The 19,168-nt window shown below is 69.0% G+C and carries 18 protein-coding genes; 5 read left to right on the top strand and 13 right to left on the bottom strand.

Annotated elements, in window-relative coordinates; translation table 11 throughout:
* Positions 1–35: 35 nt before the first annotated feature.
* Positions 36–3,668, top strand: a complete 3,633-nt coding sequence (gene cobN, locus ABD798_RS20180; RefSeq protein ID WP_344877055.1) for a cobaltochelatase subunit CobN — start codon at positions 36–38, stop codon at positions 3,666–3,668.
* Here the strand turns inward: cobN and ABD798_RS20185 are convergent.
* From ABD798_RS20185 to ABD798_RS20195, 3 genes are all read right to left on the bottom strand, one after another.
* Complete coding sequence (locus ABD798_RS20185; RefSeq protein ID WP_344877057.1) at positions 3,637–4,536, bottom strand: hypothetical protein; 900 nt, start codon at positions 4,534–4,536, stop codon at positions 3,637–3,639. The two genes, cobN and ABD798_RS20185, sit on opposite strands and share 32 nt — an antisense overlap.
* Positions 4,537–4,542: 6 nt before the next feature.
* The gene (locus tag ABD798_RS20190) at positions 4,543–5,337 is read right to left on the bottom strand and encodes a MerR family transcriptional regulator (protein ID WP_344877059.1); all 795 of its coding nucleotides are present in this window, start codon (positions 5,335–5,337) and stop codon (positions 4,543–4,545) included.
* Between the two features lie 100 nt (positions 5,338–5,437).
* Positions 5,438–6,172: an alpha/beta fold hydrolase gene (locus tag ABD798_RS20195; protein ID WP_344877061.1), complete on the bottom strand. Its 735-nt coding sequence runs from the start codon at positions 6,170–6,172 to the stop codon at positions 5,438–5,440.
* Between the two features lie 149 nt (positions 6,173–6,321).
* On the opposite strand from ABD798_RS20195, the gene ABD798_RS20200 reads away from it, so the two are divergent.
* The 3 genes from ABD798_RS20200 to ABD798_RS20210 all read left to right on the top strand — a co-directional run bounded on the left by ABD798_RS20200 (position 6,322) and on the right by ABD798_RS20210 (position 8,199).
* Positions 6,322–7,005, top strand: a complete 684-nt coding sequence (locus ABD798_RS20200) for a DsbA family protein (protein WP_344877063.1) — start codon at positions 6,322–6,324, stop codon at positions 7,003–7,005.
* 47 nt (positions 7,006–7,052) lie between these two features.
* Positions 7,053–7,202 (top strand): hypothetical protein, encoded by a 150-nt coding sequence (locus ABD798_RS20205; RefSeq protein ID WP_344877065.1) that lies wholly within the window; start codon positions 7,053–7,055, stop codon positions 7,200–7,202.
* Positions 7,203–7,302: 100 nt separating this feature from the next.
* A complete protein-coding gene (locus ABD798_RS20210; RefSeq protein WP_344877067.1) occupies positions 7,303–8,199 on the top strand; it encodes a vitamin K epoxide reductase family protein in 897 nt (298 codons plus the stop codon).
* A 113-nt stretch (positions 8,200–8,312) separates the two neighbouring features.
* Here ABD798_RS20210 and ABD798_RS20215 read toward each other — a convergent pair whose 3' ends face one another.
* From ABD798_RS20215 to ABD798_RS20260, 10 genes are all read right to left on the bottom strand, one after another.
* The gene (locus ABD798_RS20215) at positions 8,313–8,918 is read right to left on the bottom strand and encodes an NIPSNAP family protein (RefSeq protein ID WP_344877069.1); all 606 of its coding nucleotides are present in this window, start codon (positions 8,916–8,918) and stop codon (positions 8,313–8,315) included.
* Between the two features lie 36 nt (positions 8,919–8,954).
* Positions 8,955–9,773 (bottom strand): VOC family protein, encoded by an 819-nt coding sequence (locus tag ABD798_RS20220; RefSeq protein WP_344877071.1) that lies wholly within the window; start codon positions 9,771–9,773, stop codon positions 8,955–8,957.
* A gap of 253 nt (positions 9,774–10,026) precedes the next feature.
* Entirely contained in the window at positions 10,027–11,403 is a 1,377-nt protein-coding gene (locus tag ABD798_RS20225) for a tryptophanase (RefSeq protein WP_344877073.1), read from the bottom strand.
* Positions 11,404–11,420: 17 nt separating this feature from the next.
* The gene (locus ABD798_RS20230; protein WP_344877075.1) at positions 11,421–12,587 is read right to left on the bottom strand and encodes a tryptophan dimethylallyltransferase family protein; all 1,167 of its coding nucleotides are present in this window, start codon (positions 12,585–12,587) and stop codon (positions 11,421–11,423) included.
* Between the two features lie 442 nt (positions 12,588–13,029).
* Positions 13,030–13,635, bottom strand: coding sequence for a GTP-binding protein (locus ABD798_RS20235; RefSeq protein ID WP_344877076.1), 606 nt, complete (start codon positions 13,633–13,635; stop codon positions 13,030–13,032).
* Complete coding sequence (locus ABD798_RS20240; RefSeq protein WP_030431547.1) at positions 13,616–13,987, bottom strand: DUF742 domain-containing protein; 372 nt, start codon at positions 13,985–13,987, stop codon at positions 13,616–13,618. Before ABD798_RS20240 ends, ABD798_RS20235 begins: the two co-directional genes overlap by 20 nt.
* 4 nt (positions 13,988–13,991) lie before the next feature.
* Positions 13,992–14,423, bottom strand: a complete 432-nt coding sequence (locus ABD798_RS20245) for a roadblock/LC7 domain-containing protein (RefSeq protein WP_030431546.1) — start codon at positions 14,421–14,423, stop codon at positions 13,992–13,994.
* 32 nt (positions 14,424–14,455) lie between these two features.
* Entirely contained in the window at positions 14,456–17,041 is a 2,586-nt protein-coding gene (locus ABD798_RS20250) for a nitrate- and nitrite sensing domain-containing protein (protein WP_344877079.1), read from the bottom strand.
* 422 nt (positions 17,042–17,463) lie between these two features.
* On the bottom strand, positions 17,464–17,730 hold the full coding sequence (locus ABD798_RS20255; protein WP_344877080.1) for a hypothetical protein: 267 nt from the start codon (positions 17,728–17,730) through the stop codon (positions 17,464–17,466).
* A gap of 159 nt (positions 17,731–17,889) precedes the next feature.
* The gene (locus ABD798_RS20260; RefSeq protein WP_344877082.1) at positions 17,890–18,153 is read right to left on the bottom strand and encodes a hypothetical protein; all 264 of its coding nucleotides are present in this window, start codon (positions 18,151–18,153) and stop codon (positions 17,890–17,892) included.
* Between the two features lie 290 nt (positions 18,154–18,443).
* Here ABD798_RS20260 and ABD798_RS20265 point away from each other — a divergent pair, with 290 nt between their 5' ends.
* Positions 18,444–19,052, top strand: a complete 609-nt coding sequence (locus ABD798_RS20265; protein ID WP_086819149.1) for an ANTAR domain-containing response regulator — start codon at positions 18,444–18,446, stop codon at positions 19,050–19,052.
* The last annotated feature ends 116 nt before the right edge of the window (positions 19,053–19,168 follow it).

A 19,168-nucleotide genomic window follows, 5' to 3' on the forward strand; every position in this document is an offset into this window, starting at 1 on the left:
CGGGGCGAGGACCCCGGGGGAGCGGAGCGTGTCCTGTGCTGCTGTTGTTGTCGACCTCCGACACCGACCTGATGTCGGCCCGCGCGAGCGGCGCCGACTACCGGCTGGCCAACCCGGCCAGAACCGAGGTTGACGACCTCCCTGCCCTTGTCGAGGGCGCTGACCTGGTCGTTGTCCGCATCCTCGGCGGCCGCCGGGCCTGGGAGGAGGGCCTCGACGCGCTGCTCGCGGGCTCCGTCCCGGTGGTCGTCCTGGGCGGCGAGCAGGCTCCCGACGCCGAGCTGATGGAGCTGTCCACGGTGCCCGGCGGCGTCTGCGCGGAGGCCCACGCCTACCTCGCGCACGGCGGCCCGGCGAACCTGACCGAGCTGCACAAGTTCCTCTCCGACACCGTTCTGCTGACCGGTTTCGGCTTCGCTCCGCCCGCTCCCACGCCGACCTGGGGGCCACTGGAACGAGAAAGCTCGCGCGTCGAAGACCCGCTTGCGGGGTCGAGCATTGACGCTGCGGGGCCGGTCATTGGAATTCTCTACTACCGCGCGCACCACGTGGCGGGAAACACATCCTTCGTCCACACCTTGGCCGACTCTGTCGAGGAAGCCGGAGCCAGGGCGCTGCCGATCTTCTGCTCCTCCCTGCGCACGGCCGAGCCCGAACTCCTCGCGGAGCTGGGCAAGGCCGACGCGCTCGTCGTCACCGTCCTCGCCGCCGGTGGCACCAAGCCCGCCGCCGCGTCGGCCGGCGGTGACGAGGAAGCCTGGGACGTCGGCGCGCTCGCGGCGCTGGACGTGCCGATCCTGCAAGCGCTCTGCCTGACCAGCAGCCGTGCCGCGTGGGACGAGAACGACGACGGGCTGTCCCCTTTGGACACTGCGACCCAGGTGGCCATCCCGGAGTTCGACGGGCGGATCATCACGGTCCCGTTCTCCTTCAAGGAGATCGACGAGGACGGCCTGACGGTCTACGTCGCCGACCCCGAGCGAGCCCGCCGCGTCGCCGGAATCGCTTACCGCCACGCCGTTCTGCGGCACATCCCGCCCGCCGAACGGCGCATCGCGATCATGCTCTCGGCCTACCCCACGAAGCACTCCCGCATCGGCAACGCGGTCGGGCTCGACACCCCGGCCAGCGTCGTGCGGCTGCTCACCGAGATGCGCGAGCGCGGCTACGACGTCGGCCCGCTCGACGGCCCCGACGCGCTGCCGGGCCTCGCCTCGCTCGACGGTGACGCGCTGATCCACGCGCTGATCGCGGCGGGCGGCCAGGACGCGGACTGGCTGACCGAGGACCAGCTCACCGGCAACCCCGTCCGCATGTCCGCCGCGCGCTACCGCTCCTGGTACGAGACGCTTCCCGAGGACATGCGCGAGGAGATGGAGCAGCACTGGGGTGCCGCGCCCGGCGAGCTGTTCGTGGACCGCTCCAACGATCCTGACGGCGAGATCGTGCTGGCCGCGCTGCGCACCGGCAACATCGTGGTGATGGTGCAGCCGCCCCGGGGCTTCGGCGAGAACCCGATCGCGATCTACCACGACCCCGACCTGCCGCCGAGCCACCACTACCTGGCCGCTTACCGCTGGCTGGCCGACGATTTCGGCGCGGACGCGGTCGTGCACGTCGGCAAGCACGGCAACCTGGAGTGGCTGCCCGGCAAGACGGTCGGCATGTCCGCCGCGTGCGGTCCGGACGCGGCGCTCGGCGACCTCCCGCTGATCTACCCGTTCCTGGTCAACGACCCCGGTGAGGGCACGCAGGCCAAGCGCCGCGCCCACGCCACGCTCGTCGACCACCTGGTGCCGCCGATGTCCCGCGCGGACAGCTACGGCGACATCGCGCGCCTGGAACAGCTGCTGGACGAGTACGGCAACATCGCCGCGATGGACCCGGCGAAGCTGCCTGCGATCCGTGCGCAGATCTGGACGTTGATCCAGGCCGCCAAGCTCGATCACGACCTCGGCATGGCCGATCGCCCGCACGACGCGGAGTTCGACGAGTTCCTGCTGCACGTCGACGGCTGGCTGTGCGAGGTCAAGGACGTGCAGATCCGCGACGGCCTGCACGTGCTCGGCAACGCGCCGGTCGGCGAGGCCAGGGTGAACCTGGTGCTTGCGATGCTTCAGGCCCGCCAGATGTGGGGCGGCGCGACGTCCTTGCCCGGTCTGCGCGAGGCGCTGGGGCTCGTCGAGGACGGCAGCGCGTCCAGGGCCGGTACCGACGCGGTGGAGGAGACCGCGCGGAACCTGGTGCAGGGCATGGAGAACGCGCAGTGGGACGCCTCGGCGGCGCTCGACGTGACGCGTGAGGTCCTCGGCCGCGCCGACGAGCAGATCACCGAGATCCTGACCTTCGCGGCGGTCGAGGTGGTCCCGCGCCTGGCCCGCACGACCGACGAGCTGGACATGGTGCTGCACGCGCTGGACGGCGGTTACGTGCCCGCCGGGCCGAGCGGATCACCGTTGCGCGGCTTGGTGAACGTGCTGCCGACCGGCCGCAACTTCTACTCCGTCGACCCGAAGGCGGTGCCCAGCCGCCTCGCGTGGGAGACCGGCCAGGCGATGGCCGATTCGCTGCTCGCCCGCTACCGCGCGGACACCGGCGAGTGGCCGCCCTCGGTCGGCCTGTCGATCTGGGGAACGAGCGCCATGCGCACCTCCGGCGACGACATCGCCGAAGTCCTTGCGCTGCTCGGTGTTCGGCCCATCTGGGACGACCAGTCGCGCCGCGTTTCCGGCCTCGAAGTGATTCCGCTGGCGGAGCTGGAGCGCCCGCGCATCGACGTCACCATGCGCATCAGCGGCTTCTTCCGTGACGCGTTCCCGCACGTGGTGGGGCTGCTCGACGACGCCGTGCGCATGGTCGCCGAGCTGGATGAGCCTGCGGAGCAGAACTTCGTCCGCGCGCACGTGCTCGCCGACAAGGCGGCCCACGGTGACGACCGCCGCGCTACCATGCGGATCTTCGGCTCCAAACCGGGCGCGTACGGTGCCGGTCTGCTCCCGCTGATCGACAGCCGCAACTGGCGCGATGACGCCGATCTCGCCGAGGTCTACGCGGTGTGGGGCGGCTACGCCTACGGCCGCGAGCTCGACGGAGTGCAGGCGCGGCCGGACATGGAGACCGCGTACAAGCGGATCGCGGTGGCGGCCAAGAACATCGACACCCGCGAACACGACATCGCCGACTCCGACGACTACTTCCAGTACCACGGCGGCATGATCGCCACCGTCCGCGCGCTCACCGGCAAGGCGCCCGCCGCCTACATCGGCGACAGCACGCGCCCGGACGCGGTGCGCACCAGGACGCTCAGCGAGGAAACCACACGGATCTTCCGCGCCCGCGTGGTCAATCCCCGTTGGCTGGCCGCGATGCGCAAGCACGGCTACAAGGGCGCGTTCGAGCTCGCGGCCACGGTGGATTACCTCTTCGGCTACGACGCCACGACCGGCGTTGTCGCGGACTGGATGTACGAGAAGCTCACCGAGACCTACGTGCTCGACGAGGAGAACCGCAAGTTCCTCACCGAGTCCAACCCGTGGGCCTTGCACGGCATCGCCGAGCGCCTGCTCGAAGCCGCCAACCGCGGCATGTGGGAGCACCCGGAGAAGTCCACTTTGGATGCTCTCCAGCAGATCTACCTCAGCACCGAAGGCGATCTCGAAGAGCGTTGAGCAGCTGGTCGTAGGTCGGCGCGAGCGCCCGCACCGCGTCGGCGGCCCTCTTGTGGTCGCCCACGACGAGCGGGTGCTGCGTCGACCCCAGGATGCGTGCCTGCTCGCCCGCGATCTCCGACGCCTCCGTGAACCCGATGCGCGCCAAGCAGGTCGCAGCGTCGGCGAGCCGCCGCACGCCCACGCGCACCGCGAAATGGATCAGGTGCTCGCGCGGGTGCTGCCCGGCTTCGATCAGCGCCGCGAGCGCTTCGGCCGCAGCTGCGTTGTCGCCCTGGGAAAGCCAGTGCACCGCGTGGGGGATCGAGGCCGTGATCGCGTCCGCTTCCGACACTTCGGTGACCTTGGCGAAGCCTGCGCGCATCGTGAAGGGCTTGCCGTAGTCGACCTTTTCGATCCGCCACGCTTCCACGAAGTCGTTGAGCGGCAACGAGACGTACGGGAACCCCTGCGGATCGTGCATGAGCACGTGCTCGTCGTCCATGCCGATCACCACGACGTAGTGGTCCGCGCCGATCGCCCCGGTCATCTCCGGCTGGTGCCGCAGGTGACCCATCTCCACCGGCCCCACCCACACCGGACCGTCCACAAGGGACTCCCGCAGCAGCGCGAGCGCCTCGGCGGCGTCCTCGCCCCGCTTCTCGGTGGAGGTCCACCCGAGCGCGGCCAGCGCGGCGTCGAAACCCGTCTCCGGAACCCAGCCGTGCGGGTCGAAGAACGGCAGGTTCCCGTCGACCAGCTGCATGCCGAACGGGCTGCCCGTCGCGACCTCGATCACGGCCGTGGACGGCGCGTCCGCCCCGAACATCATCGCGAACGAGTTGCTGTAGCAGTAAGGACCAGAGCCGATGTACGAGAAGTGCGCCATGACTTCCTAGAGGTTGAGGGGATAGGCGACGTCGAACGCCGCGCCGCCCGTTCCGGGATAGATCTCATAAGGACTGTCCACAGTGGTCAGATCGTGGTCGTCCAACCAGGTCTCCACCGCGTCGTACAACCGCAGTACCTGAGGGAACTGCGCGTCCGCCTCCGACGCGGGTATGTAGGCCTCGCGTAGCGCGGGCCTCAGCCGGATGCGCAGGTCCGCCGCGGGTTCGACACTGCCTTCGTAGGCGATCGAGGCTTCGACGCGGCCTTCGCTGTCGCGGGTGATCTCATCGTGGTAGTGCACGTTCATCGCGCCGTCAGCGGCCAGCCCGTGCGCCCGCAGGTGCTCGCGCAGCGCCGTCTCCGCCTCCGCTGTGAAGTCAAGAAGGCTTACGACGTCAACGAATCCCTCGCGGTAGAGCACCTTGCTGGCCGCCACCGCGCGCACTTCGACGGCGGCCAGCGGAGCCCCTTCGACGTGTCGCGCCACCGCCTCCACGATCTCCGTCTGCTCCGCCAGCCGCTCGTTCTGCGCCCGCAACCACGACCTCAACTCCAGGACCAGTGCCTCGGGGGAGAGCGTCACCAGCCAGGCGATCCGTGCTACGGGCAGGCCGAGCTGGCGCAGCCGCGCGATCAACCTGGCCTGCGGCACCTGTTCCCGCGAGTAGTAGCGGTACCCCGTCGCCGGATCCACCCGCGCGGGCACCAGCAATCCCTGCTCCGCGTAGAGGCGCAGTGCCTTCGGCGACAACCGCGCCGCCGCGCCGAACCGCCCGGCGAGAAGGTAGGAGTCGGTCACCGAAGACCCGCTTGCGGGGTCGAGCGTTGGTACCGAAGACCCGCTTGCGGGGTCGCGCATCTGCATGAAACGCAGTCTGTGGCTTGCCCCAGGGGCGAGGTCAACCCGACATCACGGAGCGCACCGCGTCGACCACGCTTTCAGGGCGCTCCCACGGGATGTTGTGGCTCGCGCCGTCGACCAACACGAACTCGCCGAGCGGTGACCGCGCCGCCAGCTCCCGCAAGCTCCGGTCCTGGAACTCCGCCTGTGCCTTCGGCAACTTCGGCCGCACCGAGGCCCTCAGCACCCGCAACGGCACAGCAGGCAATCCGGCTCGCTCCACGGTTTCGGTCGCTTCGGCGATGTTCTCCCGCATGTGCCGCAGCGCGCGCCCCAGCTCGCGAGTCCGCGCGCTCATCCGCAGCAGCAGAGGAGTGGCCGTGAACCCCGCGCGCTGCATCACCTTCGACCCCGGTCGCTCACCCGTCGGCGTCGGGTCCACGAACACCAGCCCGGCCACGTCCTCCGGATGCCGTGCCGCGTACACCTGCGTGACCAGCGCGCCGAACGACCAGCCCACGAAGGCCGCCGGAGTGCGGATCTCCAACTCCCGCAACAGTTCCCGGAGATCGTCAGCCATCTCCGCGACCGTGCGTCGAGCCTCCCCGCCGGACCGTCCGGACCCGGCGCGGTCATAGCTGACGACGGTGCGGCTCTCCGCCAGCAGCTCCTCCAGGTCCGGCCCCCAGCCCCCGTCGACCCCCGCGCCCGCTCCGCCGCAGTCCAGCACCACCGCCGGTCCCGCACCCCGGACCCGCGCGCTCAGCACCCTTCCCCGCACGTCCACCACCACGGCGAACCACCTCCCGAAGTCAACGTAGGTTGACGGGCACGATGAAGTCAACCCGGGTTGACGTGACAGGCTGGGCGGCGACATCACCCCGCTTTGACAGCTGCCCGGGTACACAGGGCGCGGACAGCCCACGCACAGGAGCGCGCACGATGACGAAGAACGCCAAGATCACCATCGGCACCATCGCCGCGGTGGTGATCATCGTGGCCGCGTTCGTGCTGCTCCGAGGCGGCGGCAGCCCCCAGGCGGACAGTGCGGCGCCGACCACCACGACCTCCCAGGTGCCCCGCGTGCCCGCCGAGGTCCTCGTGCGCCCCGACAGCCACAAGATCTCCACCGCCGCCGACGGCAAGGCCACCATGGTCGAGTTCCTGGACTTCGAGTGCGAGGCCTGCGGCGGCGCGTTCCCCGCCGTCGAGCAGCTGCGCAAGGAGTACGCGGGCAAGCTCACCTACGTCGTGCGCTACTTCCCGATCGAGAGCCACCCCAACTCCCAGAACGCCGCCCGCGCCGCCGAGGCCGCCGCGCAGCAGGGCAAGTTCGAGCAGATGTACATCAAGCTCTTCGAGAACCAGGAGCGCTGGGGCCACAGCACCGAGTCCCGCGCGAGCGTCTTCGAGGGCTACGCCACCGAACTCGGCCTCGACCTCGCCAAGTTCAAGGCCACCGTCGCCGACCCCGCCACCGACGCGCGCATCGCCAAGGACCAGGCCGACGGCACCACCGCCGGGGTCCAGGGCACTCCGAGCTTCTACGTCAACGGCGCCAAGCTCTCCCCGCGCTCCATGCAGGACCTCCGCACCGCCATCGACAACGCCCTCGCGGGCCGATGAGCGCGGCGAGCACTGCCGCACCCACGATGAACACGGCAGCAGCCACAATGAACACCGCCGCGACCACAATGAACACTGCCGCAGCCATGATGAACACTGCCGCAGCCATGATGAACACTGCCGCAGCCATGATGAACACTGCAGCAGCCACGATGAACACGGCAGCAGCCACGATGAACACGGCAGCAGCACGATGAGCACGGCAGCAGACAGCACCGCGATGACGACCCACCTCGTCGCGGGCACGGCCACGAGACCCGCGTCCACCGGCGCGAGCGACGACCGGAGGCGACAGGCGTGACCGACAAGCCCACCACCGCCGCACCCGACACCACGGGCGAACCCCGCGACAAGAGCGGCGAGCGCGGTGAGACCGGCGAGGCGACCCCCACGCCAGCCCACACGGCAACCCGAACAGCAGCGCACACCGCGACCCACGCGGCGCCCGGCAGCGCAGCCGACAAGCCGGGCCGTGACAACGCCGGACACGGCGCCGAACGCCTCGAAGACAGCGCCGAGCACGACACCGAAGGCCGTGACACCGAAGGCCGTGACACCGAAGGCCGTGACACCGAAGACGGCGACGAGGACGACGCCGACTACGACGATGACGCGCCGGTGCTCTCGACGAGGCTCATCGCGTGGGTGCTGGCGATCGGCGGTGCGCTCGGCACCGCGGCCTCGTTCGCGTTGGTGATCGAGAAGTTCCTCCTGCTGGCCAACCCCTTCCACATTCCGTCGTGCACGTTGGACGCGGTGCTCAGCTGCGGCTCGGTGATGCGCTCCCCGCAGGCGGAGCTGTTCGGCTTCCCCAACCCGGTGCTGGGCGTGATCGCGTTCCCGGTGGTGACCACGCTCGGCGTCGTGCTCCTCGCCGGCGCGCGGCTACCGCGCTGGGTGTGGACCGGCCTCCAGATCGGCGCGACCCTCGGCGTGATCTTCGTGCACTGGCTGATGATCCAGAGCATGTACGACATCCGCGCGCTGTGCCCGTACTGCATGGTCGTGTGGGCGGCCACCATCCCGATCTTCTGGTACACCACCGTGCACAACATGGACCGGGGCTACCTGGGCGGCCTGCGCGCGCCGTTGCTCGTGCGCTTCCACAGCACGGTCGTGACCACCTGGTTGGTCATGATCCTGCTGCTCGCCGTCCAAGCCTTCTGGGACCACTGGATGTCCTACTTCAGCTAGGACCTCCTCCCCGGCGAGCCGAGGGGTTGGGGTGTCTTCAAGACCACCCAACCCCCTTCTCGATCATCGTCAACCGCCCCAAACCCAGCGACGTCCAGCACAGCGCCGGACGCTCACCGCAGCCCGGACCGCGACGTCGGCCGCAGCACCATTTCCTCCGTCCGCGCGCCACCGCGCAGCACCCCGGCGAAGTTCTCCACCGTCACGAACACGTGCTCGCCCTCGCGCACGGGCAGCGCGGTGAAGGTGTTCGCGGCGTACTCAGAACGCAGGCACACCAACGGTTCGTACTCCAGCGAGTCGGCGAACGCGTCCGTGAACGGCTCGTCGCCGTAGTGGACGGTGAGGAGGAACCGGCTCTCCGGTAACGCGGTCGAGCCCGGTAAAGGCCTGTCGCGCAAGGGAAAACCGTCACCGACCGGCCGCAGCAGCAACACGTCGTCGGTGTCCACCATCGTCTCCCGCGCGGCTGCGCGGTGCTGGACCCACGCGGGCCCGTCGTAGAAAGCGCTCAACGAACGCTCGCGCTGCTCCATGTCCGGGAACGACCGCAGCCACACGAACTTGTCCGGGGCCGCCTCGACCCGGAACTGCCCGATGACACGCATGCCGACCGCGTCCTGGGTTTCCACGAACTCCCGGTCGAACAGCTCGATGAGCGTGTCCCTGGTCCCCGGCCGAAGGGTGTACTGGCGTAGCTCGACCACCTGATCCGTCATGAGGCCGAACATATGTCCGACCCCTGACAGTCAGGCTCAGTCGTCGTAGGGGTCCTCCGGCGGGGAGTCGTACTCGTCGACGGCCTGGCTCGGGTCGATGAGCGCGAACCTCGTGCCGAGCGGGTCGGAGAGCACCACGACCTTGCCGAGGGTGGAGCCGTAGGGCTTGAACCGCAGCCGGGCCCCGGCCGCCCGCGCGCGGTCCAGCGTCTCGTCGAAGCCGACGTCCGGGTCGATCGCGAAGTGCGCGATCCACCTGGGCGGCACCGGTTCCGCGGTGTCCAGGTTCATCCTGACCCGCGCGAGCACCGACTCGCCCTCGACGTACCAGACCACGTGGTCGACGCGCACGCCGTCGGCGACCTGGCGCTGCTCGTAGCCGAACACCGCGCCGAAGAAGCGGTCCGCGAGCGTCGGCCTCGGCGTGACCAGCTCCGCCCACACCAGCGATCCCGGCAGCCCCACGGTGAAGTTCCAGTCCCGCGCCGGCTGGCAGAGCCCGACCGTCGCCCCGCTGGGGTCGTCGACGAGCACCTTCGCGCCGAGCCCGGGGACCACCTGCGGCTGCTCCAGCACCGAGCCGCCGAAGCGCCGCACCTGGTGCGCGCCCGTGGCGAGGTCGGCGACGGCGAGGTAGAGCGTCCAGTCGCGCACCGCGCCCTCGTGCGGGCGCAGCCCGGCCACCGGCTCGCCGAACAGGGTCGCGATCGTGTACTCCGCGCCCTGGTCGTCCCGGCGGACCTCGTACTCCCAGTCGAGCACGGCGCGGTAGAACTCCCGCGTCGCCTCCTGGTCAGCCGTGGGGAGCTCCGCCCAACAGGGTTGGCCGACCGGCGGGGTGGACGTGCTGGGCATATCGCCTCCTCCGATCGGGGGATACCGGTGATCACCCTATCGGGGAGGTCGCCCATCCCCCGAATACCGGAAGAACGACGCAAAACGGACGAGCCCGTCCGCAATGTCAGCACCTGTCCCGCCGCCGGGGGTTGAGGTGTCTTCAAGACCACCAAACCCCGCTGATAATCATCGTTAACCGCCACAAACCCCGCGGTCTTGCGGGGTGTGCTGTCGTTGAAGACCGGCGAAACCGATGACTGACAGGACAGGTCTAGTCGTGGATCTGTTCGAGGCGGCAGTTGAAATGCCGCAGCAGCTTCGGCGCGTGCGTCATCCGGTAGCCGGGCACGCGCTCGGGCTGCTTGGCGATCTCCTCCAGCACCTCGCCCACGTACTCCAGGTGGCTCTGCGTGTACACGCGCCGGGGCACCGCCAGCCGCACCAGCTCGAACGGGGGACCGCTCTGCAGGCGCCCCTGCTCGTCGAGCGTGCCGAGGTAGAGCGATCCCAGCTCCACGCACCGGATTCCGCCCTGGAGGTAGAGCTCGCAGGCCAGCGCGTGGCCGGGGAACTGCGCGGCGCTCAGGTGCGGCAGCAACCGCTTGGCGTTGAGGTAGATGGCGTGGATGCCCGCGGGCTCCACGATCGAGACCCCGGCGGACTTGGCGAGATCACCCAGGTAGCGGGTGGCGTCCGCCCTGGCGCGCAGGTACTGCACGTCGGTGACCTCGATCAGGCCCTGCGCCAGCATCTCCAGATCGCGCCCGGCCAGCCCGCCGTAGGTGCGGAAGCCCTCGGTCGCGGTGCTGATCATCTCGCACCGCTCGGCCAGCTCGGGGTCGTTGACCGCGACCAGGCCGCCCATGTGGACGATGCCGTCCTTCTTCAGGCTCGCCACGCACCCGTCGGCCAGCGAGAACGCCCGCTGCGCCACCCGCCTCGGCGTCCAGTCCGCGTAGCCCGGCTCGCGCCGGGTGACCCACCACGCGTTCTCCGCGAAGCGCGCGGCGTCGAGGAAGAACGGCACGCCGTGCTCGCGGCACAGCGCGCTCGCGGCCTCGATGTTGGCCATCGACACCGGCTGACCACCACCACCGTTGTTGGTGATGGTCATCAGCACCTGGCCGATCCTGGGCCGCTCCGGCCCGCTCAGCAGCTGGCTCAGCCTGGCCAGGTCGATGTTGCCCTTGAACGGCTCGGTGCTGTCGAGGTCGGCGGCCTCCTCGCACGGGATGTCCAGCGCGACGCAGCCCAGCAACTCGACGTTGGCCCTCGTCGTGTCGAAGTGGGTGTTGCTGATCGAGATCATGCCCTTGCTCAGCACGCAGCCGAACAGGATCCGCTCGGCCGCCCTGCCCTGGTGCACCGGCAGGATGTGCTGGTAGCCGGTGAGGTCGCTGACCACCTCACGGAAGCGGTAGAAGGACCTGGCGCCCGCGTAGGTCTCGTCCGCGCTCGCCGCCGCCGCCTGCTGTGCCGCCGAGAGCGCACCGGTGCCCGAGTCGGTGAGCAGGTCGATGGTGACCTGTTCACTGCGCAGGCTGAACTGGTTGTACCCGGTCGCGGCCAACCAGCGTCGTCGATCCTCGGGGGTGGTGATCGGGATCGGCTCGACGACCTTGATCCGGTACGGCTCCATGATCGGCATTCTGCGGGCGGTCCTCTCTAGGTGACCGGGTTGAGGGACAGGTCTTCCGAGGTCCGGGGCGCCACCATGCCGGGTGAGGAGAAGTTCTCCGCGAGCGCGTGCCAGGAGCGCGGGCGCGGCGTCTCGTAGAGCTCGGAGGCGAGGTAGATCGTCACCCCCGGGCGCACCAGGCCCAGCCGCAGCGAGGCGTAGGGGATCATGCCGACCCCGCCCTCCAGCGGCCGCCGCGCCATCACGCCGAGCGCGCGCTCGAACGGCGCGGTCGGGAAGCCGTGCTGGGACAGCAGGGCGTTGACCCGCGCCCTGGACTGCTGGTCGTCGGTGACGTAGTCCCTGATCGGCAGGTGCAGCGTGTAGCCGCTCGGCCGGTCGTTGTCCCCCTCCACGAAGGCGTAGCTGGAGATCAGCGGGCGCGCCGCGAACGGCCCGGGACCGCCGCCGACCAGGTAGCAGAAGTCACGCAGCCTGCCGGGTTCCACCCCGCGCGCCAGCCTCGCCGCCCGCTCGATGTCGGTGGTGTCCGCGGCGTAGTGCGAGGCGTACACCTTCACCCGCGAGCGCAGGCGCTCACCCAGGTCGAGCGAGAAGAAGGTGAACTGGTCCAGCCCGGGTTCCGGCCGCATCACGTGCCTGCGCAGCGGTGCGAAAGCCTCCGTGAATCCGAGCCGGACGAGCGCCTGCTCGATCAGTTCCGGTGCGCAGGCAAGCGCTTGCTGATCGGGCGTGAAGTACACCTTGAACGTGGGTGAATCGTTCCGCTTCAGCACGACCGAGACCCAGACCGAGAAGCGGCCGGGCAGTCCCGGATCGAGGAAGAGTTCGCTCACCTGGTCGAACTGGTCCAACGAGAAGCTGAACCGTTCGGAGTAAAATTGCAGTATTTCTTTGGAGATTTGCACGTTCGCGGCGTGGCTCGGGCTCTTCGCCAGCGGCTCGACGCATAAGCGCACGGTAGGCGTTTGCTCGCCCTCAAACGCCACCGAGAACTCGATTGGAGTCTTGTCGTCCGAGAGTTCAGATGACCATAATGGTGGTTCAGAGAGCAGATGCGCCCCGCCGGGGCCCAACAGGTCACCGATCGGATCGATCAGTTCGCCGGGCGCGTCAGCGAGACCCACGGCGCGATGCATGCTGCGCAGCTGCTCTCTGGCGTAATCGCTAAGCGAAATAGCGGACAAGTCCATGAATAGGCTCCTCCTGCCAGAACGAACAGCTTGCCGAACCGATCGACAGCCCTCGGCCGACGATTATTCTTGCAGAGAAATTGGACTGTCAACTATTTGACAATGCTACGCGAGATGATCTTGTTGCCAATACCGCCCATACGGTGACTGTTGTTTCACCGTATAGTGTCGTAGTGGTTACCGCGAGTTATCTCGTGCACGACACTGTGCAGCCCCAGACCGCACATGCTGACACCAATGCGAATCCCGCTCGCTCCAACTTCACCGTGTGTGTCTTCGCGAGATCGTAACCAGCGCGTTCTTTTCGGCGCAAGCGTACGGCACGTTCGTGCGGAGACGCCCGGGGGTCCCGGGGCCCCGAGAGGCCGTCAGGCGCTCCCGGGCGCCACCGCACGCGTGGGTCTCGCTGATCGGGTGTCCCACCCTCGGGTGGGCTCGGGGGCTAGCGGGCCCCGTCGGCCGTCGCCGGCACCCTGCTGAGCGCGTGCTCCACCAGCCGCACCAGAGCCTGCTTGCTCGATTCCCGCTCCCGCGCGTCGCACATGAGAATGGGAATCTCAGCGCTCAGCGCTAATGCCTGCCGGACCTCGTCGGTCTGGTAGTGGTGGGCGTCGTCGAAACAGTTCACCGCGATGATGAACGGAATTTTCCGGCGCTCGAAGAAGTCCACCGAAGGGAAGGAGCTGTCGAGCCTGCGCGTGTCCACGAGGACGATCGCCCCGATCGCGCCGTTGGCCAGTTCGTCCCACATGAACCAGAATCGGTTCTGCCCCGGGGTTCCGAAAAGGTAGAGCACGATCTCGGGATTGATGGTGATGCGGCCGAAGTCGAGCGCGACCGTGGTCGTGGTCTTCTCCTCGACGCCCACCAGGTCGTCGACGTCGGTGCTGGCCTCGGTGAGCAGCTCCTCGGTGCTCAGCGGGGGTATCTCGCTGACCGAGCCGACCATCGTCGTCTTGCCGGCGCCGAAACCGCCCGCGACGAGGACCTTGACCGAGGTGGGGATGACCATCGCGGCTCCCTGGGCCTCAGATTCTACGGACACCATCAAGCACCGCCTGAAGTAGATTCCGGTCCGGCAGGTTGTTCGCCATTCGAGGCGCTCGTGCCACCACGTCCCCGCGTTCGATGAGGTCGCTGAGCAGCACCTTCACCACGACCAGCGGGACGTCGACGTAGGCGGCCACCTCGGCGACCGATAACGGCGTGCGGCAGAGTTCGATGACGGCTTGGTGCTCGGGACTCAGCGAGCCCGAGTCGTTCTCGGTCCACACCGTGACGACCTGGGTCGCCAGGTCGAGGTCGGTGTTCCCGGGACGGGTCCTGCCCCTGGTCATGGCATAGGGACGGACCAGGGGACCTGCTGCCTCGTCGAACCATCGATCATCTGGTTCGGACATCACATCACGCCCTCGACGCGCCGTTGGCCGCGGCCTGTTCGGACCTGGGAGCAGAGCTCAGATACACACCGACCTGCTTCACGAGCAGGTTCATCTCGTAGGCGATCATGCCGGCGTCCGCGTTCTCCTCCGCGAGCACGGCGAGACAGGCGCCCCGCCCGGCCGCGGTGACGAACAGGAACGCGTGCTCCATCTCCACGACGGTCTGCCGGACGGCGCCGCCGCCGAAGTGCCTGCCGGTGCCGCGGGCCAGGCTCTGGAAAGCCGATGCCATCGCCGACAGGTGCTCGGAATCGTCCTTGGACAGCGCCTTGGAACGCCCGATGAGCAGCCCGTCAGCGGAGAGCACCACCGCGTGCTGGACCCCGACCGTGCGGCTGACCAGCTCGTCGAGCAGCCAGTTCAGGTCGGTGTGCTGATTAGACTTCTCGCTCATGTGGGGGTGACCTTCTCCGTCTTCCACGTGGCTCATGACTCGAACGGACTGTCCGCGTTGCGGCCCTCGCGGGTGCCCCGCTGGAAGGCGGACATGGTGTTGCGGATCTCCTCTGCGGAGCGGTGGTTCTCGGCCGGGTCCTCAGCCGCCTGCGGGACCGGTGCCGGTTCCGCCCTGAGCTGGGGAGCGAGGCTCTGCTGAGGCTTGCGCTGCGGTAAGGCCGGACGCTGCCCGACGCTATCCTCCCAGCCCGCCCGAACCGGTTCTGGAACGGGCGGCTCTGCCTGGCTATTGCCGGTATACACCGGGATGGGTCCGGTGTGGCTGTACCTCGGCGTCTCCACAGGGTGGCCGCTCCCGGGCTCGTCGACGATCGGTTCGGGTCCAGGCACCTCCCGCACGGCCTCGAAGCTCAGTCCGCCGAGCATGTTCAACGGACGGCCGCCGTCGGCGTCCTCGCCGTCGCCGAGCGGTTCGGACCAGAAGCTCTCCAGGTCCGCGCCGAGCCGGGCGCCGGAGTCGACGGGGGCGACGCGCTGCTGGGCGGCCACCTGGTCGACCCCGGTCTGCTCGGTCCGGCTCTGCGGCGGGAACGGCGTGCCGTTGGGCGGCGTGTGCGGGTGCTGGCGGGCGAGCCCGGGGTTGGTCCCGCCGCCGCCGTCCTCCTGCGCGACCCTGGAGGCAAGCACCTCGTTGGGGATCAGGATGATCGCCCTGGTGCCGCCGTAGGGGGAGGTGCGCAGCTCCACCTTGACCCCGAGCCGGGAGGCCAGCCGCGCGACGACGAACAGGCCCAGTCGCGAGTCGCCCTTGAGCGCCATCGCGTCGAACTCGGGCGGGTCGTTGAGCATCGCGTTGGCCGCGGCCTGGTCGTCCTCGCTCATGCCGAGGCCGTGGTCCTCGACCTCCACGACGACGCCCTTGGCCGCCAGCGAGCCGTGCACCTGGACCTGCGAGCGGGGCGGGGAGAACGAGGTGGCGTTGTCGACCAGCTCGGCGACGAGGTGGATGGTGTCGGCGACGGCGGATCCGACGATCGCGGCCTCGGGCACGCGCTGCAGCCGGACCCGGACGTAGTGCTCGGTCTCGGAGATCGCCGCGCGCAGCACGTCGACCAGGCGGATCGGGTTGCGCCAGCGGCGTCCGGGCTGCTCGCCGCCGAGGATGATCAGGTTCTCGGCGTTGCGGCGGGCGCGGGTGGCGAGGTGGTCCAGCTGGAACAGCCCTTCCAGCTGCTCCGGGTCCTCCTCGTGGCGCTCCATCCGGTCCAGGATCTTCAGCTGGCGGTGCACCAGGCCCTGGTTGCGGTGGGCGATGCCGAGGAAGACGTTGTTGATGCCCTCCCTGGCCTGCGCCTCCTTGACCGCGGCCGCGACGGCGGTGAGCTGGGCGGCGTTGAACGCGCTCGCCAGCTGGCCGATCTCGTCCTTGCCGTAGTCCAGCTCGGGGATCTCGGTGGAGACCTTGACGGTGTCACCGCGCCGGAGCCGGTTGACCAGGTTGGGCAGCTTGCGGTGGGCGAGTTCGAGCGCCTCGTTGCGCAGGCTGGCCAGGCGCACGACGAGCGCCTTGTCGACGAGCTTGCGCGACATCCGCAGCGCGATCACGATCGCGCCGATGGCCGCGAGCAGCGCGGCGACGGTGCCGATGGCCACGTTGATCAAGGCGGTGTCGGCCTCGGCGAGCCCGATCCCGGAGACCTCGTCGGCGTTGCGGACCGTGAGGTCGAGCAACCTGTTGCCGACCTGGGTGGTGATCTCGGTCCACTGCCGCTCGTTCACCGGCGGTTCGGTGCGGTTGCGCCCGCTCGAGGACCACGGCCCGAAGCTGATCAGCGACTGCTCCGCCTGCTCCAGCTGCTTCCAGGCGTCGCTCTCGACGAGCTGCTGGTAGCCCTCCTGCACGCTGGGCTGGGTGAAGGCGATCTTGGTGTTCAGCTCGGTGTGGTAGACGCCGACGAGCTTGGTCAGCTCGATGTGGTCCTGGGCGGTGAGCGTGCCCGAGACGAGCGCGCTGGCGATCAGCGCCGTCTCCCTGGACATCAGGTCGTTGGCCCGGAACAGCGCGGAGGAGGTCAGACCGCCGAGCGCCACCGTCACGTCGGGCAGCACGCGGGCCTGCGTCTCGAAGAGGTCGGTGCCCGCGTCGAGCATCTCGTTGTAGTACTTGTAGATCTCGGCCTTGCTGATCTCCCTGGTGTCCACCTGGGAGCGCTTCCTGGGCAGCTGGGCGATCAGCCCGTTGAGCTTCGTCAGCCGGTCGACGATCTCCTTGGGGGCGTTCTTGGCCAGTTCGTTGGCCGCCGTCTGCATCGTGGTGAGCGAGCGGTCGGTCTGCTGCTGGCGGGAGTGCAGCTCGGCCAGCCCGCCCTCGGGCTTGCCGAGGTAGGCCATGCTGAGCTGGCGCTCCTTCTCCGCGGAGGCGAGCGCGGTCACGGCGGGGATGGACACATCCCGCACACCGCTGAGGACCGCGCGCACGTAGACGCTCTCGAACAGGAAGAACGACGCGCCACCCAGCCACATCACCATGAGCGCCACACTGGGGATCAGAACCGTGCCGGTGAGCCTTGTTCTGATCGACTTGTGGCTCTTGTTCATCTCGCTGTCGGTCTTCACGACGCTCCACAAGTTCGTGTGCTACCCCGGGGCTGCGCGCAGGTGGGAGTAATGCCGCCCCTGGGGATAGTGGTAGAAATGCCTGCTCTGCGACTTTCGAAGCTACCGTCTATTTACCCGCGATATTCAGCTGGAGATTGCCCTTTCCCAGTGCGAACAGGCCGTCGAAATGACGGGAACGATAGCACAGGGTGATCGAGGGAGTACACCCTAGAGGGCCGGTCTCTCGGTGGATGCCGAAACGCTCTCGTTTTCACCGGAATGCGTAAACGCGTCACCCTATCAGCGGAGGTCGGGGCTGTGTAGGGAGCGCGGACCACCCGACCGGGTGGCGCGGGTGACGCGTGGTGAACGCCGCTGGCCGGACGTGCCGGTGGCCGCCGACCCGGGGGGTCGACGGCCACCGTTGATCGGTGCCGGGATCAGCTCTCCGTGCTCGGGTTCTCCGTGCTCCTGGCCACGTCCACACCCGGTCCCGCAGGGGTTTCCGGGCTCGCGGAAGCTTCGACGGCGGCAACGCCCGCCGCGTGCGTCGTGGGGTTCAGGTCCGCGGTGGTGTACTTCGCCGCGACGAACAGCGCGGCTCCCACCGCGCCGAGCGTGGTGACGGCGAGGGGGACGCCCACGGAGACTCCGAGGGTCAGTGCGACCGCGATCGCCGACCTTCTCTTTCCGCGCCTATCGGCCATCGGATGATCCTCCCTCCAGGTGGAGCGGCAGCCGGTGCTGCTGCCGGTCCGGGATTACCCGCGGTAATCGGTGGCCGAAACCACATTTCGGCCGGACCTTCCCGCGCGTTCGCCGTCCATTTCCTTCGCGGCCACCGCTGATTTCCGTCGGCCGCGTCGCTAGAGCGCCCGTTCGGCGCCCGCTGCCCTGTCTGTCGTTCCGGGGCCCGCGATCGTTTCCTCGACGGCCGGATTCGGCCCGAACGCCGGCGCGGGCTCGGGGCCGCTGTGCTTGGCCGCCACGAACAGCACGGCGCCGAGCGCGCCGAGCGTGGTGGCGAGCGGAACCGTGACGGCGGCGACGACTCCACCGACGACGCGGCCGACGGTGCCGATCGCGGACCGCGTCCGGCGAGGCTTGTCGTTCAGAGGCTTGTCGTGCACGGGGGTCCTCCGTCCCGCTCGGGGGTCTTCCTCCTCTATAGCTGAGCGAACCGGCGTTGTCAGCCGCGCGGGCCCGCGGTGCGCTCAGGGGGGAGACGGCCGCGCCGCCCGGTCGTGACGCGACCGTCCACCTCGGACGGACGACTCCCGAGGGCCTGTGGAGTCCACTGTGGACGATCGTGGTGCGTGTGCCGCCCCGGGCAACGTCACAGCCTCGCGCGCCCGTGGGCGAGGACTCCCGCGAGTAAGCTGCGGAACCGAACCGAGAGCCCGACCAGAGGAGGACCCCGGTGACCCAGCCGGCTACCGAGGCCCCCGAGGCCACGCCCGTCCAGCGCCGCGTCCTGGTCGCCGAGGACGAGGCGCTCATCCGCCTCGACCTGGTCGAGATGCTGCGCGAGGAGGGCTACGAGGTCGTCGGCGAGGCCGCCGACGGTGTCGAGGCCGTCGAGCTGGCCACCCAGCTGCGCCCGGACCTGGTCATCCTGGACGTGAAGATGCCTCGCAAGGACGGCATCGAGGCCGCCGCGGCGATCGCGGGCGAGCGCATCGCCCCCGTGGTCATCCTGACCGCCTTCAGCCAGCGCGACCTCGTCGAGCGCGCCCGCGACGCCGGGGCGATGGCCTACCTGGTCAAGCCCTTCGCCAAGCGCGACCTGGTCCCGGCCATCGAGCTGGCGGTCTCCCGCTTCGCCGAGCTCCAGGCGCTGGAGACCGAGGTGGCGGGCCTGACCGAGCGTCTGGAAACCCGCAAGGTGGTGGAGAAGGCCAAGGGTCTGCTCATGACGAAGCAGGGCCTGAACGAGTCGGAGGCCTTCCGCTGGATTCAACGCACCGCGATGGACCGCCGTACCACCATGAAGGCGGTTGCGGATGCCGTCGTCGAGAATATTGGTTGACCGGAAGTAACGGTCTTGTCACCCGTCGGTGACAAGAGGTTCGTGGTTGCCAAACTAATGGCCGAGTCCGGTTGCTCTTCATCGTCACGATGTGGCTACGAGCGTCCACAGTTGCT

Source organism: Allokutzneria multivorans, from assembly GCF_039537405.1.
Classification (GTDB): Bacteria; Actinomycetota; Actinomycetes; order Mycobacteriales; family Pseudonocardiaceae; genus Allokutzneria; species Allokutzneria multivorans.